Annotated in this window: 14 protein-coding genes; 9 read left to right on the forward strand and 5 right to left on the reverse strand. The window is 71.6% G+C overall.

What is annotated here, in order from left to right:
- The first annotated feature begins 312 nt into the window (after window positions 1–312).
- Window positions 313–795 (forward strand): DUF456 domain-containing protein, encoded by a 483-nt coding sequence (locus tag QWM81_RS00005; RefSeq protein ID WP_290109219.1) that lies wholly within the window; start codon window positions 313–315, stop codon window positions 793–795.
- A gap of 104 nt (window positions 796–899) precedes the next feature.
- On the opposite strand, the gene rsgA is transcribed toward QWM81_RS00005, so the two are convergent.
- From rsgA to QWM81_RS00030, 5 genes are all read right to left on the reverse strand, one after another.
- Entirely contained in the window at window positions 900–2,018 is a 1,119-nt protein-coding gene (gene rsgA / locus QWM81_RS00010) for a ribosome small subunit-dependent GTPase A (RefSeq protein ID WP_290109220.1), read from the reverse strand.
- A 246-nt stretch (window positions 2,019–2,264) separates the two neighbouring features.
- Window positions 2,265–3,500 carry a cation:proton antiporter gene (locus QWM81_RS00015; protein WP_290109221.1) on the reverse strand — a complete coding sequence of 412 codons (1,236 nt, stop codon included), beginning with the start codon at window positions 3,498–3,500 and terminating at the stop codon, window positions 2,265–2,267.
- A gap of 1 nt (window position 3,501) precedes the next feature.
- Window positions 3,502–3,972 (reverse strand): cation:proton antiporter regulatory subunit, encoded by a 471-nt coding sequence (locus tag QWM81_RS00020; protein WP_290109222.1) that lies wholly within the window; start codon window positions 3,970–3,972, stop codon window positions 3,502–3,504.
- 60 nt (window positions 3,973–4,032) lie between these two features.
- Window positions 4,033–4,557, reverse strand: coding sequence for a DM13 domain-containing protein (locus QWM81_RS00025; RefSeq protein WP_290109223.1), 525 nt, complete (start codon window positions 4,555–4,557; stop codon window positions 4,033–4,035).
- A 275-nt stretch (window positions 4,558–4,832) separates the two neighbouring features.
- A complete protein-coding gene (locus QWM81_RS00030) occupies window positions 4,833–6,023 on the reverse strand; it encodes a YihY/virulence factor BrkB family protein (RefSeq protein WP_290109224.1) in 1,191 nt (396 codons plus the stop codon).
- Between the two features lie 17 nt (window positions 6,024–6,040).
- On the opposite strand from QWM81_RS00030, the gene QWM81_RS00035 reads away from it, so the two are divergent.
- The 8 genes from QWM81_RS00035 (at window position 6,041) to cysC (ending at window position 13,488) form a co-directional block, all read left to right on the forward strand.
- Window positions 6,041–7,681 (forward strand): acyl-CoA dehydrogenase family protein, encoded by a 1,641-nt coding sequence (locus QWM81_RS00035; RefSeq protein ID WP_290109225.1) that lies wholly within the window; start codon window positions 6,041–6,043, stop codon window positions 7,679–7,681.
- Window positions 7,682–8,009: 328 nt separating this feature from the next.
- Window positions 8,010–9,389: a GAF domain-containing protein gene (locus QWM81_RS00040; RefSeq protein WP_290109228.1), complete on the forward strand. Its 1,380-nt coding sequence runs from the start codon at window positions 8,010–8,012 to the stop codon at window positions 9,387–9,389.
- 13 nt (window positions 9,390–9,402) lie between these two features.
- Entirely contained in the window at window positions 9,403–9,972 is a 570-nt protein-coding gene (locus QWM81_RS00045; protein WP_290109229.1) for a GNAT family N-acetyltransferase, read from the forward strand.
- 148 nt (window positions 9,973–10,120) lie between these two features.
- Window positions 10,121–10,204: a putative leader peptide gene (locus tag QWM81_RS29035; protein WP_312846103.1), complete on the forward strand. Its 84-nt coding sequence runs from the start codon at window positions 10,121–10,123 to the stop codon at window positions 10,202–10,204.
- 126 nt (window positions 10,205–10,330) lie between these two features.
- Complete coding sequence (locus QWM81_RS00050) at window positions 10,331–12,028, forward strand: nitrite/sulfite reductase (protein ID WP_290109230.1); 1,698 nt, start codon at window positions 10,331–10,333, stop codon at window positions 12,026–12,028.
- Window positions 12,029–12,053: 25 nt separating this feature from the next.
- Window positions 12,054–12,233: a hypothetical protein gene (locus QWM81_RS00055; RefSeq protein WP_290109231.1), complete on the forward strand. Its 180-nt coding sequence runs from the start codon at window positions 12,054–12,056 to the stop codon at window positions 12,231–12,233.
- Window positions 12,230–12,931, forward strand: coding sequence for a phosphoadenylyl-sulfate reductase (locus QWM81_RS00060; protein ID WP_290109232.1), 702 nt, complete (start codon window positions 12,230–12,232; stop codon window positions 12,929–12,931). The genes QWM81_RS00055 and QWM81_RS00060 overlap by 4 nt, the downstream gene beginning before the upstream one ends.
- Entirely contained in the window at window positions 12,913–13,488 is a 576-nt protein-coding gene (gene cysC, locus QWM81_RS00065; protein ID WP_290109234.1) for an adenylyl-sulfate kinase, read from the forward strand. Before QWM81_RS00060 ends, cysC begins: the two co-directional genes overlap by 19 nt.
- The last annotated feature ends 80 nt before the right edge of the window (window positions 13,489–13,568 follow it).

Raw genomic sequence — 13,568 nt, forward strand, 5'->3', positions numbered from 1 at the left:
GCTGCGTGGTTGCGGGCGGGGGCCCGGGCGCGCGGCGGGCTGGGCGCACGTGCGGGTGGGCCCGGCGGGGGGCGGGCTGCGGGCTGGAGCCCACGCGCGGCGGGCTGCGGCACCCTCCGGCGTGGGGCGGGGCGGCGATGGAGGGGCACCGGCTCCTGGGGCGCGGGGCGGGCGGCGGTGGCTCCCGCTCGGGCGGGACGCGGCTCCGGGAAGTGACGGCACGCGGGTGACGGGTGGGCTCCCGGCCCGGGGGTGTGCGCTCGGCGGGCGGGTGGGCCTGCGGAAATGAGGTCGCTGCTGCACGCTGGCCACATGGGTGCGTGGCAGTTGCTCCTGGTGGGGCTGGTCATGCTGCTCGGCCTGCTCGGCGTGCTCATCCCGGGCGTGCCGGGCCCGTGGCTCGTGTGGGCTGCGGTGATGTGGTGGGCGCTGCACGTGCAGACCGGCCTGGCCTGGTGGCTGCTCGTCGGCTCCACCGCGCTGCTGCTCCTGACCCAGGTCGTCGTCTGGCAGCTGCCGGCCCGCCGGCTGCGCGGCATCGGCGTGACCCGGCGCATGGTGGTGTACGCCGGTGCCGGCGCCCTGCTCGGGTTCTTCCTCGTACCCGTCGTCGGAGCCGTACCCGGATACATCGGCGGCATTTACCTCTGCGAGCGGTTCCGGCTCGGCGGCCACGGACCGGCCGTGGCCTCCACCCGGACCGTCATGCGGGCGATCGGCACCAGCGTGCTGGTGGAGCTGTTCGCCTGTCTGCTGATCCTCGGCGCCTGGATGGGCGCCGTGCTCGGCGGCTGAACGGCTCGGGCGGGAGCGGAGCCGGCAGGCCGCGCGAGCGCCCTGCCGACCCCGGCCACCGGTCACCGGTCAGCGGTCAGCGGTCACCGGTCACCGGTCACCGGTCAGCGCAAGCGCCCCCGCTTGGCCTGCATGGCCGCGCGGCCTTCCGCGCCCTTGCGCTTCCAGTCCTTGAGCAGCTCGGACCGCATTCGGGCGTCGGTCTTCGCGACGATGCGCTGGTTCTCGCGCAGCAACTTGCGGTAGCTGTCCAGCCGCCGCTCGGGCAGCGAACCGTCCTCGATGGCGGCGAGCACGGCGCAGCCGGGCTCCGACTGGTGGGCGCAGTCGTGGAAGCGGCATCCCTCGGCCAGTTGCTCGATCTCCGAGAAGACCTGGGCGACACCGGTCCCGGCGTCCCAGAGGCCGACACCCCGCAGCCCAGGGGTGTCGATGAGCACGCCACCGCCCGGCAGCGCGAGCAGGTTGCGGGTGGTCGTGGTGTGCCGGCCCTTGCCGTCGACGTCCCGGATGGCCTGCACGGCCATCACGTCCTCGCCGAGCAGCGCGTTGGCGAGGGTGGACTTGCCGGCGCCGGAGGTACCGAGCAGCACGCTCGTCCCACCCGCGATCACCGCGGCGAGCACGTCGACGCCCTCGCCGGTGGCGGCGCTGACGGTCAGCACCTGGACGCCGGGCGCGGCCGTCTCGACGTCCTGGACGAGATACGACAGGCCGACCGGGTCGGGCACCAGGTCCGCCTTGGTGAGGACGACGAGCGGCTGGGCGCCCGACTCCCAGGCGAGGGCGAGGAACCGTTCGATCCGGCCGAGGTCCAGTTCGGCCGAGAGCGGGACCGCGATGATCGTGTGGTCGACGTTGGCCGCGAGGATCTGTCCCTCGGACCGGTTGGACGAGGTGGACCGTACGAACGCGGTACGGCGCGGCAGATAGGCGCGTACGTAACGGGGGTGCCCGTCGGCGTCGACGGCCGCCCAATCACCGGTGCAGATCACCAGCAGGGGGTCGTGCGGGGTCACGAACGCGGTGTCCGCGCGGACGGTCCCGGCGGCGGTGACGAGATCGCACTGGCCGCGGTCCACGCGTACGACCCGGCCCGGGACCAGCCCTTGGCCGGCGTACGGGGCGAACTCGGCCTCCCAGGCGGCGTCCCATCCGTACGGAGACAGGGCGTCCGAGGACGGGAACGAGGACGAACCGGACGAGAGAGGGAACGAAGACAAGGGGAACCCTTCGAAGGGTGGCCCCGGCGAGCCGGCGTCCGTGAACGACGCGGAAGTGAGGTGAGGAGTGTCAGCCGGTGGCCACGGGGGTGGAGTGGATGAACTTCTGGATGTGGGCAGCGCCCATCGCAACGACAGCCATCAGTCACACCTCCCGGTCCTTCGTCCGTCAGCGGTTCCGCGGAACGCGCTCACCTTAGTCAGCCCACCGGCGGGCGCGCCAAAGGTTTTTCCCCTCCCACGTCTTCACTTCACGGACGGCGCCTCGGACGTCTCCGTGATCTGCTCGTGCCCGGGCGGCGGGTCAGCGCGGGGCTTCGGGGCCCGGCGGAGCAATCCCCGCAGGCGGGCGATCCCGGGTTCGGTCCAGCGGGCGGTGAGCGGCCCGAGGATGACCAGGATCAGGACGTACGCGGTGGCGATGGGCCCGATCCGGGGTTCGGCGCCGACCGCGAGGCCCGCGATGACGATGGAGAACTCACCACGGGCGACCAGCGCACCGCCCGCGCGCAGCCGGCCGCGCGGGCCGATGCCGGCGCGCCGGGCCGCGTACCAGCCGGTGACGATCTTGGTCGCGGCGGTGGCGAGGGCGAGCAGCAGCGCGGGCAGCAGCACCGGCGGGATGTCCGCGGGGGCGGTGGACAGGCCGAAGAAGACGAAGAAGACCGCGGCGAACAGGTCTCGCAGCGGGGTGAGCAGCTTGCGCGCACCCTCGGCGACCTCGCCGGAGAGCGCGATGCCGACGAGGAACGCGCCGACCGCGGCGGAGACCTGGAGTTCCTGGGCGATGCCGGCGACGAGGAGGGTCAGCCCGAGGACGACCAGGAGCAGCATCTCGGGGTTGTCGGAGGAGACGGCGCGGCTGATGATCCGTCCGTGGCGCAGCGCGACGTACAGCACGAGGCCGATCGTGCCGAGCGCGATGATCAGGGTGATGCTGCCGCCCGCGAGTCCGACACCGGCCAGGAGGGCGGTCAGGACGGGGAGGTACAGCGCCATCGCCAGGTCCTCGATGACGAGCAGCCCGAGGATGACGGGGGTTTCGCGGTTGCCGAGCCGTCCGAGGTCGGTGAGGACCTTGGCGATGACGCCGGAGGAGGAGATCCAGGTGACGCCGGCGAGGGCGACGGCGGCGACCGGCCCCCAGCCCAGCAGGAGCGCGGCGACCGCGCCCGGGGTGGCGTTGAGTACGAAGTCGACGGCGCCGGAGGGGTATTGGGTCTTGAGGCTGGTGACCAGTTCGGTGGCGCTGTACTCCAGGCCGAGCAGCAGGAGCAGCAGGATGACGCCGATCTCGGCGCCGACGGCGACGAAGCCCTCGCTGGCGTTGAGGGGGAGCAGTCCGCCGTGTCCGAAGGCGAGCCCGGCGAGGAGGTAGAGCGGTATCGGTGACAGGCCGACGCGCCCGGCGAAGCGGCCTATCAGTCCCAGGCAGAGGATGACCGCCCCGAGTTCTATGAGGAGCGCGGTGGTGTCGTGCATGTCATCCTCCGGCGATGATCTCGGCGAGGGCGTCCACACCTTCGCGGGTGCCCACGGCGACGAGTGTGTCGCCGGCCGCCAGCCGGAAGTCCGGCCCCGGTGAGGGGTGCGCGCTGGTGCGGCGCAGTACGGCGACGATGGAGGCGCCCGTGCGGGTGCGGGCCCGGGTATCACCGAGCAACCGCCCTGTGTAGGGGGAGTGGCTGCTGACCGGGATGTGTTCGGTGACCAGGTCCAGACCGTCCGTGCGGATCGCTTCGAGCGGCATCGGGTCGATCAAGTGGGCCAGGCTGGTGGCCTCTTCGGGGGTGAGGGGCACCGATGCCTGGCAGGTGTCCGGGTCGTCGGCCCGGTAGAAGCCGAGGAACCGGCGCCCGTCGTGGTGGACGACGACGGAGATGTGCTGACCGGCCTCGGTCGTGAAGTCGTACTGCGTTCCGACGCCGGGCAATGGGGTGCTGCGCGTGCCCATGATCGCCCCTCCGCGAGTGAACAGACGCCAGACTGGAAAAGGATCTTCTTTACCTTATCATTACACTCGGCTGAGCGGCGCGGCACCGAAGGAGACGTCGAAGCGGTCGCACCAGATGCTGACGCTGGTGTACGTGCCCAGGTCCAGCCCGGCGGGGAGCCGGTAGTTCTGGTCGCCCTTGTTGCCCTTGAGGTCGCCCAGGTTGACATAGGCGCCGTCGTCGAAGACGCCCCAGCCGTCCTTGCCTTCCCGTACGGGGGCGTCGGTGATCCAGACCTTGAGGTCGGGCCCGTTGCTCGTGTCCAGGTTCTCCAACCGGAGGGACAGGGAGCCGTCGGCCAGCCGCAGCACGCGCACCGTGCCGGTGGTGCTGTGCTCATGGCTGATCAAGGTGCCGGTGGCGAGCGTCCGGGGCCCGGCCGGACCGGACTGCTCGGCCGAAGGGCGGGTGGTGGCGGCCTCCGAGGGCGCCGCCTCGCTGACCGTCCGGTCCGCCCACAGCTTCCACGGCTGGAACCAGCACAGCCCGAACCCCGCCGCCACCAGGGCCAGCGCGAGGGCGCCGATCATCACCGGACTGGTCATCGCTCGTCGTACCCGTGTCACCGCTGCCTCCTCGAATGGGCGTGTGTCCCGCGCCCATTCAATGCGAGAAAAGCGCTGCTGAGCTTTGCGGGCCGATCACGAAATCCTTACGTCACCGGCCTTACGTCACCGCCGGGCAGCGTCACCTGGAAGCGGCAGCCTCCTGCGACGTTGCGTACGCCCGCCCGGGAGCGAGAGAAACCGGCCGGGTCCAGAGATGTTCCGCATGCCGCCAGTGTGGGGCGCGGCACTGACAGCGCCCCGTGACCACCGGGTCAGGAACGCTCTTCCCCCTCCCGGTTCCTCCCCCGTTCCCGATCGCGTTCCTTCTCCCGTCCCTTCTCGCGCTCCTTCTCCTTCGCCGAGTGCAGCCGGGACTTCACGTCGTCCGGCGGCAGGAACCGCGACCAGCGCTCGGGGAACTCCGAGGGCATGTCCGGGTCCTCGTCGTCCAGGCCCTCGACCGCCGCCTTCGCGCGGGCGACCAGGGCCGCGGCCTCGGCCGTGCGGGCGCGTTCGTTCGCGGCGCGGGCCGCCGCCGTGGCGACCGAGGGCCAGACGCGGTCGATCGCCGCGTTCACCGCGGCGCCCACCAGGACCGCGAAGGCCGAGATGCCGATCCACAGCAGGACCGCGATGGGCGCGGAGAGCGAACCGTAGATCGTCGGGCCCTCGACCGTACTGGTCAGGTAGATGCGCAGCAGGAAGCTGCCGAGGACCCACATCGCGAGGGCCACCAGCGCGCCCGGGACGTCCTCGATCCAGGGCGAGCGCACCGGGACGGACACGTGGTAGAGCGTGGTGAGGAAGGCGATGGACAGCAGGATCACGACCGGCCAGTACAGGATGGAGACGACTTCCGTGCTCCACGGGACCAGTTCCACCACCCGGTCCGGCCCGACCACCGCCAGTGGCAGGACGACCGCGCCGATGAGCAGGGCGACGATGTAGAGGAGGAAGGCCAGGAGCCGGGTCGCGACGATGCCGCGGTGGCCGTCCAGGCCGTACATCACGGTGATCGTGTCGATGAAGACGTTAACCGCCCGCGAGCCGGACCACAGCGCGATGGCGAAGCCGATCGAGATGATGTCGGGGCGGCCGCCGTGGGTGACGTCGGCCAGCAACGGTTTCGCGATGTCGTTGACGCCCCGGTCGGACAGGACCGTGCCGACCGCTCGGAGGATGTTCCGTTCGATGGAGGCGACGGTGGTGGTGTCGGTCCAGTCGTCGATGTAGCCGAGGAGGCCCAGGAGGCCCATCATCAGGGGCGGCAGCGACAACAGGGTGAAGAACGCCGCCTCGGCGGCGAGGCCGAGGATCCGGTACTCGATGCACGAATTGACGGTGTCCTTCAGGAGCAGCCAGACCATCCTCCGCTTGGACACGTTGCGGTAGAGGGCCCGGGCCCGGTGGAGTCTGCCCTGAGGCCGAGGAAGCCCCGGGGGTGTTTCATTTGCTGCCTGCACCTCCTTACCGTATCCGCATGGCGACCAGCACCCACACCGTGACCAACCAGCCTCCCCCCCTGGTCGGGTACGACGTGTTCACCGCGGACCGTGCCCTGACCGAGGCCGTGGAACGGCATCTTCCGCTCGAAGTCCTCGACGGGGCCCGGCAGGAGCTGTCCACGCTCGGGACCACGGCCGGCTCCGCGCAGGCGCAGGACTGGGGGGCGCTCGCCAACGAGTACCCCCCGAAGCTGCGCACCCACGACCGGTACGGCAACCGGATCGATCACGTCGACTACCACCCGGCCTACCACCGTCTCCTCGGGCACGCCGTGACCAACGGCCTCACCAACGCCTGGGGCCGGCCCGGCGGCCATGTACGGCGCGCCGCCGGGTTCCTGGTGTGGACGCAGACCGACGCGGGGCACGGCTGCCCGCTGTCGATGACGCACGCCGCGGTGCCCGCGCTGCGCACGGACCCGGAGCTGGCCGCCGTGTGGGAGCCCAAGCTGACCTCGCAGGTGTACGAGGGCGAGGAGCTGCTGCGGCCGGCCGCGGAGAAGACCGGTGTGCTGTTCGGGATGGCCATGACCGAGAAGCAGGGCGGCAGTGACGTACGCGCCAACACCACGGCCGCGACGCCGCTGGACGCGCCGGGCGAGTACCTCCTCACCGGCCACAAGTGGTTCTGCTCGGCCCCCATGTCGGACGGCTTCCTGGTGCTGGCCCAGGCGCCCGGGGGGCTGACGTGCTTCCTGGTGCCGCGGGTGCTGGACGACGGCACCCGCAACGTGTTCATGATCCAGCGGCTGAAGGACAAGCTCGGCAACAAGTCGAACGCCTCCAGCGAGGTCGAGTTCAACGGGACGTGGGCGCGCCGGGTCGGCGAGGAGGGGCGCGGGGTGCGCACCATCATCGGGATGGTGGCGGCGACCCGGCTGGACTGTGTGGTCGGCTCGGCGGGCCTGATGCGGCAGGCGGTGGCGCAGGCGGTGCACCACGCCGCGTACCGCAGCGCGTTCGGCGGCGTACTGATCGACAAGCCGCTGATGCGCAACGTACTGGCCGATCTCGCGCTGGAGTCGGAGGCGGCGACCACGCTGGCGATGCGGCTGGCGGCCGCCTACGACAGCGATTCGCAGGCCGAGCGGGCATTCCTGCGGATCGCGGTGCCCGCGGCCAAATACTGGGTGACGAAGCGGTGTACGCCGGTGACGGCCGAGGCGCTGGAGTGCCTGGGCGGCAATGGGTACGTGGAGGAGTCGGGCATGCCCCGGCTGCTGCGCGAGTCGCCACTGAACTCCATCTGGGAAGGCTCGGGCAACGTCCAGGCGCTGGATGTGCTGCGGGCGCTCCAGCGGGAGCCGCAGGCGCTGAACGCCTTCCTGGAGGAGGTCGGCACGGCGCGGGGCGCGGACCACCGGCTGGACGGGGCGATCAAGGACCTGCTGGCCGAACTGGCCGACCTGGACGGCATCGAGGCGCGGGCGCGCCGGCTGGTGGAGCGGATGGCGCTGGTGCTCCAGGGCTCGCTGCTGGTGCGCTGGGCTCCGGCGGCCGTCGCGGACGCGTTCTGCGCGTCCCGGCTGGGCGGTGACCGGGGGTCGGCGTTCGGGACGCTGCCGCACACCCTGGACCTGGCGTCCGTGGTGGAGCGGGCCCGCGCGGTGGTCTGAGGCGGGCCGGCGCGCGTACGGAGCGGGCGGGGACCGGGGCCCTGAGCGGCGCCGCGCGTACGGAGCGGGCGCGGGCCGTGTGTCCATACGGCCCGCGCCCGGGAGAGCGGCCGGATTGGTGCTGCGCCGACACGGCACCAACCCACCGCCGCACCGGAAGCACGAAGCACCGGTACGACGCCACTTTCGTACAGGGGCACAGCCGTTCGCGAGAGTTGCAAAGGGTTGCAGCGTTGTGGGCGATATCGGAGCGGGCCGCCGCGGCGTCGGGGGAGGATGGGATGACACACACCAGCCACCGCGTGCGGGCGGCAGCGGGGAGGAACCGGTGCGGAACGCCACAGTCGACATGACCCGGCTCGCCGCCATGGACACGCGCGAGGCGGCGCTGCTGCTCAAGGGCGTACGGGACGCCACGCTCAGGGGCGGCCGGCCCCCGCTGGCGCCGCGCGCCGACATACGCGAGTCGTGGCAGCGGATGCTGCGCAAGGGCGTGGACCCGGACAAGGACCACCGGTCGGGGCTGCTGCCACCGGGCGAGCTGGAGCGCCGGCGCAACGCCTCTCCGCTGGCGGCGCTGCTGCCGGTGCTGCGCGAGGGGCTCGTGTCGGTATCGGGCTCCGGCGGGGACGCGGTGCAGCACATCATGGTCGTGGCGGACGCCGAGGGCCGGGTGCTGTGGCGGGAGGGCAGTCCGGCCGTGCTGAGGAAGGCGGACGGGCACGGGTTCGAGCCGGGGGCCGACTGGGCGGAGACGACCGTCGGGACGAACGGCGTGGGCACCGCGCTGGTGACCCGGCGCCCGGTGCAGGTGCACTCGGCGGAGCATTTCGTCTCGACCCACCACTCGTGGACGTGCGCGGGCGCCCCGATCACCGATCCGCGGGACGGGAAGCTGCTCGGCGCGGTGGATGTGAGCGGGCCGCTGGCGACGATGCACCCGGCGACGCTGATGCTGGTCAGCTCGGTCGCCAGACTCGCCGAGGCGGAGCTGCGCAACCGGCACTTCGCGGAGCTGGCGCGGCTGCGTTCGGTGGCCGCGCCGATCCTGTGCCGGGTGGGCGGCCGGGCGCTGGCGGTGGACACCCATGGCTGGCTGGCCGGCGTGACCGGGATGCCGCCGGTGGACCGGCTGCCACTGCCGGCGTCGTTCAGGGCGGGGCGGGTGTGGCTGCCGTCGCTGGGCATGTGCGCGGTGGAGCCGCTGCCCGGTGGGTGGCTGCTGCGGCTGGTGGACGAGGAGACGCGGACGGTGAGCCGGCTGGTGCTGGACGTGAGCCGGCCGCGGCGCTGGTCGCTGGAGGTGTCCGGCGCGGTGGGCGGCTGGACGCAGGAGCTGAGCCCGCGCCACGCCGAGCTGCTGTACGTCCTGGCCCTGCACCGGGACGGCCGCACGGCGGCGGAGCTGGCGTACGACGTGTTCGGCGACCGTACGCGCACGGTGACCGTCCGGGCCGAGATGTCCCGGGTACGCCGCACTCTCGCGGGCGTGCTGGACCACCGCCCGTACCGCTTCCGCGAGGAGGTCGAGGTGGAGGTGGTCCGCCCGGCGGACCCGGGCGACCTGCTCCCCCACTCCACGGCCCCCGCGGTGCGGGCCTCGCGCGGCGAAGCGGCCGGCGAGCCGGCGGGGGGCCGCTCGGGGACGGACAGCTCCGGTGCGGGCCGCTCGGGGACCACCCGGTCGTCCCGCCGCCCGCCCGCATGATTCGCTTGACCGTATGAGCATCACCGTCACCACCTGGTCCCTCGAACAGACCTCGCCGAACGACCTGCGGCGCGCCGCCGAACCCCCCGGCGACGACATCCGGATCGTGCGGGCCGAGGTGCCGTCCCCCGAGTTCAGCCGGTTCCTCTATACGGCGGTGGGCGGCGACATCCGCTGGACGGACCGGCTGGGGCTGACGTACGCGCAGTGGCAGGAGATCGTCGAACGTCCGGGCGCCGAGATCTGGGTCGCCTACGAGAAGGGGACACCGGCCGGGTACGTGGAGCTGGACCCGCAGGACGACGGGGTCGTGGAGATCATCTACTTCGGGCTGATACCGGCGTTCCGTGGGCGGCGGATCGGCGGCCACCTGCTGTCGTACGGTGTGGCGCGCGCCTGGGACCTGGCGGACCGCTGGCCGGGGCGGGCCGCGACGAAACGGGTGTGGCTGCACACCTGCTCCCTGGACGGGGAGCACGCGATGGACAACTATCTGCGGCGGGGCTTCAGACTGTTCGACACGACGGTGTCGAAGGAGCCGGACGGGCCGGCGCCGGGACCGTGGCCGGGCGCGTTCGCCTGATCCCCGGGACGGCTTCACCCGCGTTCCACGCATGTCGACGCATGCCCTCGGAGTGACCGGCGCCACACTTGCCCACCATGCGGGACGCCAGTGTCCATATCGTGGACAAACCTGGACTGAGTCCAAAGCCCCGTGGCACGCTTCCGTCATGTCTCGAGCTGGAATTGCCTTGGTGAGTCGGCGGCACGTCGACCTCGGCCGCATGTCCAGCGCCATCTGTCCGGTGAGCTGAGCCCACCCAGCACCACCGCGACCCCCGAACTTCTGAACCCCCAGCGCACTGCCGCGCCACCCCCTGCTCCGCGCGCGAGTGTGCAGGTCAGAGCCGCCCTCCTGCAGTCCCGAAGGACGTATCGTCATGGCCGCCACCCCTGAGAAGCCCGCCTCCGCCACCGCCCGTCGCAAGACCGGGCGGCACCGCGGCGAAGGCCAGTGGGCCGTGGGCCACTTCACGCCCCTCAACGGCAACGAGCAGTTCAAGAAGGACGACGACGGTCTCAATGTGCGGACACGCATTGAGACGATCTACTCCAAGGCCGGCTTCGACTCGATCGACCCCAACGACCTGCGGGGCCGGATGCGCTGGTGGGGGCTCTACACCCAGCGCAAGCCCGGGATCGACGGCGGCAAGACGGCGATCCTGGAGCCGGAGGAGCTGGACGACGAGTTCTTCATGCTGCGCGTGCGCATCGACGGCGGCCGGCTGACCACGCGGCAGCTCCGCGTCATCGGTGAGATCTCGCAGGAGTTCGCGCGCGGCACCGCCGACATCACCGACCGGCAGAACGTCCAGTACCACTGGATCCGGATCGAGGACGTGCCCGAGATCTGGAACCGCCTGGAAGCCGTGGGCCTGTCCACGACCGAGGCGTGCGGCGACACCCCGCGCGTCATCCTCGGCTCGCCGGTGGCCGGGATCGCCGAGGACGAGATCATCGACGGCACCCCCGCCATCGACGAGATCCACCGCCGCATCGTGGGCAACAAGGAGTTCTCCAACCTGCCCCGCAAGTTCAAGTCGGCGATCTCCGGCTCCCCGCTGCTCGATGTGGCGCACGAGATCAACGACATCGCCTTCGTCGGCGTCAACCACCCGGAGCACGGCCCCGGTTTCGACCTCTGGGTCGGCGGCGGGCTGTCCACCAACCCCAAGATCGGTGTACGGCTCGGCGCGTGGGTGCCGCTGGACGAGGTCCCGGACGTCTACACCGGCGTCATCTCCATCTTCCGCGACTACGGCTACCGGCGGCTGCGCAACCGCGCCCGTCTGAAGTTCCTGGTCGCCGACTGGGGCGCGGAGAAGTTCCGCCAGGTGCTGGAGGACGAGTACCTGGGGCGCAAGCTGGTCGACGGTCCGGCGCCCGAGCAGCCCGTACAGCAGTGGCGTGACCACGTGGGCGTGCACCGGCAGAAGGACGGCCGGTACTACGTCGGGTTCGCGCCGCGCGTCGGCCGGGTCGACGGAGCCACACTCACCAAGATCGCCGACGTGGCCCAGGCGCACGGCTCCGGCCGGCTGCGGACCACCGCCGAGCAGAAGATGCTCGTCCTCGACGTCGAGGAGGCGCAGGTCGAGTCGCTGGTGGCGGGTCTTGAGGCGCTGGACCTCCAGGTCAAGCCGTCGCCGTTCCGGCGCGGCACGATGGCCTGCACCGGCATCGAGTTCTGCAAGCTGGCGATCGTCGAGACCAAGGCGCGCGGCGCCTCGCTGATCGACGAGCTGGAGCGCCGTATCCCGGACTTCGACGAGCCGATCACCATCAACATCAACGGCTGCCCCAACGCCTGCGCCCGTATCCAGGTGGCGGACATCGGTCTCAAGGGCCAGCTCGTGCTGGACGACGACGGCAACCAGGTCGAGGGCTACCAGGTCCACCTGGGCGGCGCGCTCGGTTTGGAGCCGGGCTTCGGCCGCAAGGTGCGCGGCCTGAAGGTCACATCGGCCGAGCTCCCGGACTACATCGAGCGGGTCCTCAACCGCTTCCAGGCGGAGCGCGAGGACGGCGAGCGCTTCGCCACGTGGGCGGCGCGCGCGTCGGAGGAGGCTCTTTCGTGAGCGCGGCGAACCAGGAGGCTCTGTCATGAGCGAGCGCGCGGCGCCGTTCTACTGCCCGTACTGCGGCGACGAGGACCTGCGTCCCAGCGAGCAGGGGCACGGCGCCTGGGAATGCGCGGCCTGCAATCGAGCCTTCCAGTTGAAGTTCCTCGGTCTGCTGACCCGGGGACTTCGGCGCAACGACGGTGGAGGGGAAGCGATATGACGGACACTCGGACCAAGGAAGAGCTCAAGGCGCTCGCCGAGCGGGCGGGCCGGGACCTCGAAGAGGCGTCGCCCCTGGAGATCCTCACCTGGGCCGCCGAGACGTTCGGCAAGCGCTTCTGCGTCACCTCCTCCATGGAGGACGCGGTCGTCGCCCACCTCGCCTCCCGTGCCTTCCCCGGCGTGGACGTCGTCTTCCTGGACACCGGCTACCACTTCCCCGAGACCATCGGCACCCGTGACGCGGTCGACGCCGTGATGGACGTCAACGTCATCACGCTCACGCCCCGCCGGACGGTGGCCGAGCAGGACGCCGAGTACGGGCCGAGGCTGCACGACCGCAACCCCGACCTGTGCTGCGCCCTGCGCAAGGTCAAGCCGCTCGAAGAGGGCCTGACCGCGTACGACGCCTGGGCGACCGGGCTGCGCCGCGACGAGTCGCCGACCCGGGCGAACACCCCGGTCGTCGGCTGGGACGAGAAGCGGCAGAAGGTCAAGATCTCGCCGATCGCCCGCTGGACGCAGGACGACGTGGACGCGTACGTCACCGAGCACGGCGTCCTCACCAACCCGCTGCTGATGGACGGGTACGCGTCCGTCGGCTGTGCGCCCTGCACGCGCCGCGTGCTGGAGGGCGAGGACGCGCGCGCCGGCCGCTGGGCGGGCCGCGCCAAGACCGAATGCGGGCTGCACGGCTGATGACGAACGATCAGGAGAAGGACGTGACTGGGGCCACCATCTGGCTCACGGGTCTGCCGAGCGCCGGCAAGACCACCATCGCCCACGAGCTGGCGGGCCGGCTGCGCGCCGATGGCCGCCGGGTCGAGGTGCTCGACGGCGACGAGATCCGTGAGTTCCTCTCGGCGGGCCTCGGTTTCAGCCGCGAGGACCGGCACACCAATGTGCAGCGGATCGGCTTCGTCGCCGAGCTGCTCGCCTCGAACGGTGTGCACGTGCTGGTCCCGGTCATCGCCCCGTACGCGGACAGCCGCGAGGCGGTGCGCAAGCGCCACCAGCAGGAAGGCACTCCGTACGTCGAGGTGCATGTCGCCACTCCGGTGGAGGTGTGCTCCGTACGGGATGTGAAGGGGCTGTACGCCAAGCAGGCCGCGGGCGAGATCAGCGGCCTGACCGGCGTGGACGACCCGTACGAAGAGCCGGAGAGCCCGGATCTGCGGATCGAGTCCCAGAACCAGACCGTGGCCGAGTCCGCCGCGGCGGTCCACGCCCTGCTGACCGAGAGGGGACTGCTGTGAGCGACGCACGCAACGCCGCCGGGCCGCAGAAGACAACCATGGCCGCCGCACCTCTGCGCCGCGCAGGCGGAGAAGCTCAT

The organism is Streptomyces ficellus (assembly GCF_030406405.1).
Lineage (GTDB): Bacteria > Actinomycetota > Actinomycetes > Streptomycetales > Streptomycetaceae > Streptomyces > Streptomyces ficellus_B.

Excerpts from the sequence above, each read along its gene's own strand:
- QWM81_RS00005 (WP_290109219.1), top strand. The coding sequence starts at position 313 with ATGGGTGCGTGGCAGTTGCTCCTGGTGGGGCTGGTCATGCTGCTCGGC.
- QWM81_RS00015 (WP_290109221.1), bottom strand. The coding sequence starts at position 3,500 with ATGCACGACACCACCGCGCTCCTCATAGAACTCGGGGCGGTCATCCTC.
- QWM81_RS00020 (WP_290109222.1), bottom strand. The coding sequence starts at position 3,972 with ATGGGCACGCGCAGCACCCCATTGCCCGGCGTCGGAACGCAGTACGAC.
- QWM81_RS00025 (WP_290109223.1), bottom strand. The coding sequence starts at position 4,557 with ATGACCAGTCCGGTGATGATCGGCGCCCTCGCGCTGGCCCTGGTGGCG.
- QWM81_RS00035 (WP_290109225.1), top strand. The coding sequence starts at position 6,041 with ATGGCGACCAGCACCCACACCGTGACCAACCAGCCTCCCCCCCTGGTC.
- QWM81_RS00045 (WP_290109229.1), top strand. The coding sequence starts at position 9,403 with ATGAGCATCACCGTCACCACCTGGTCCCTCGAACAGACCTCGCCGAAC.
- QWM81_RS29035 (WP_312846103.1), top strand. The coding sequence starts at position 10,121 with ATGTCTCGAGCTGGAATTGCCTTGGTGAGTCGGCGGCACGTCGACCTC.
- QWM81_RS00050 (WP_290109230.1), top strand. The coding sequence starts at position 10,331 with ATGGCCGCCACCCCTGAGAAGCCCGCCTCCGCCACCGCCCGTCGCAAG.
- QWM81_RS00055 (WP_290109231.1), top strand. The coding sequence starts at position 12,054 with ATGAGCGAGCGCGCGGCGCCGTTCTACTGCCCGTACTGCGGCGACGAG.
- QWM81_RS00060 (WP_290109232.1), top strand. The coding sequence starts at position 12,230 with ATGACGGACACTCGGACCAAGGAAGAGCTCAAGGCGCTCGCCGAGCGG.
- cysC (WP_290109234.1), top strand. The coding sequence starts at position 12,913 with ATGCGGGCTGCACGGCTGATGACGAACGATCAGGAGAAGGACGTGACT.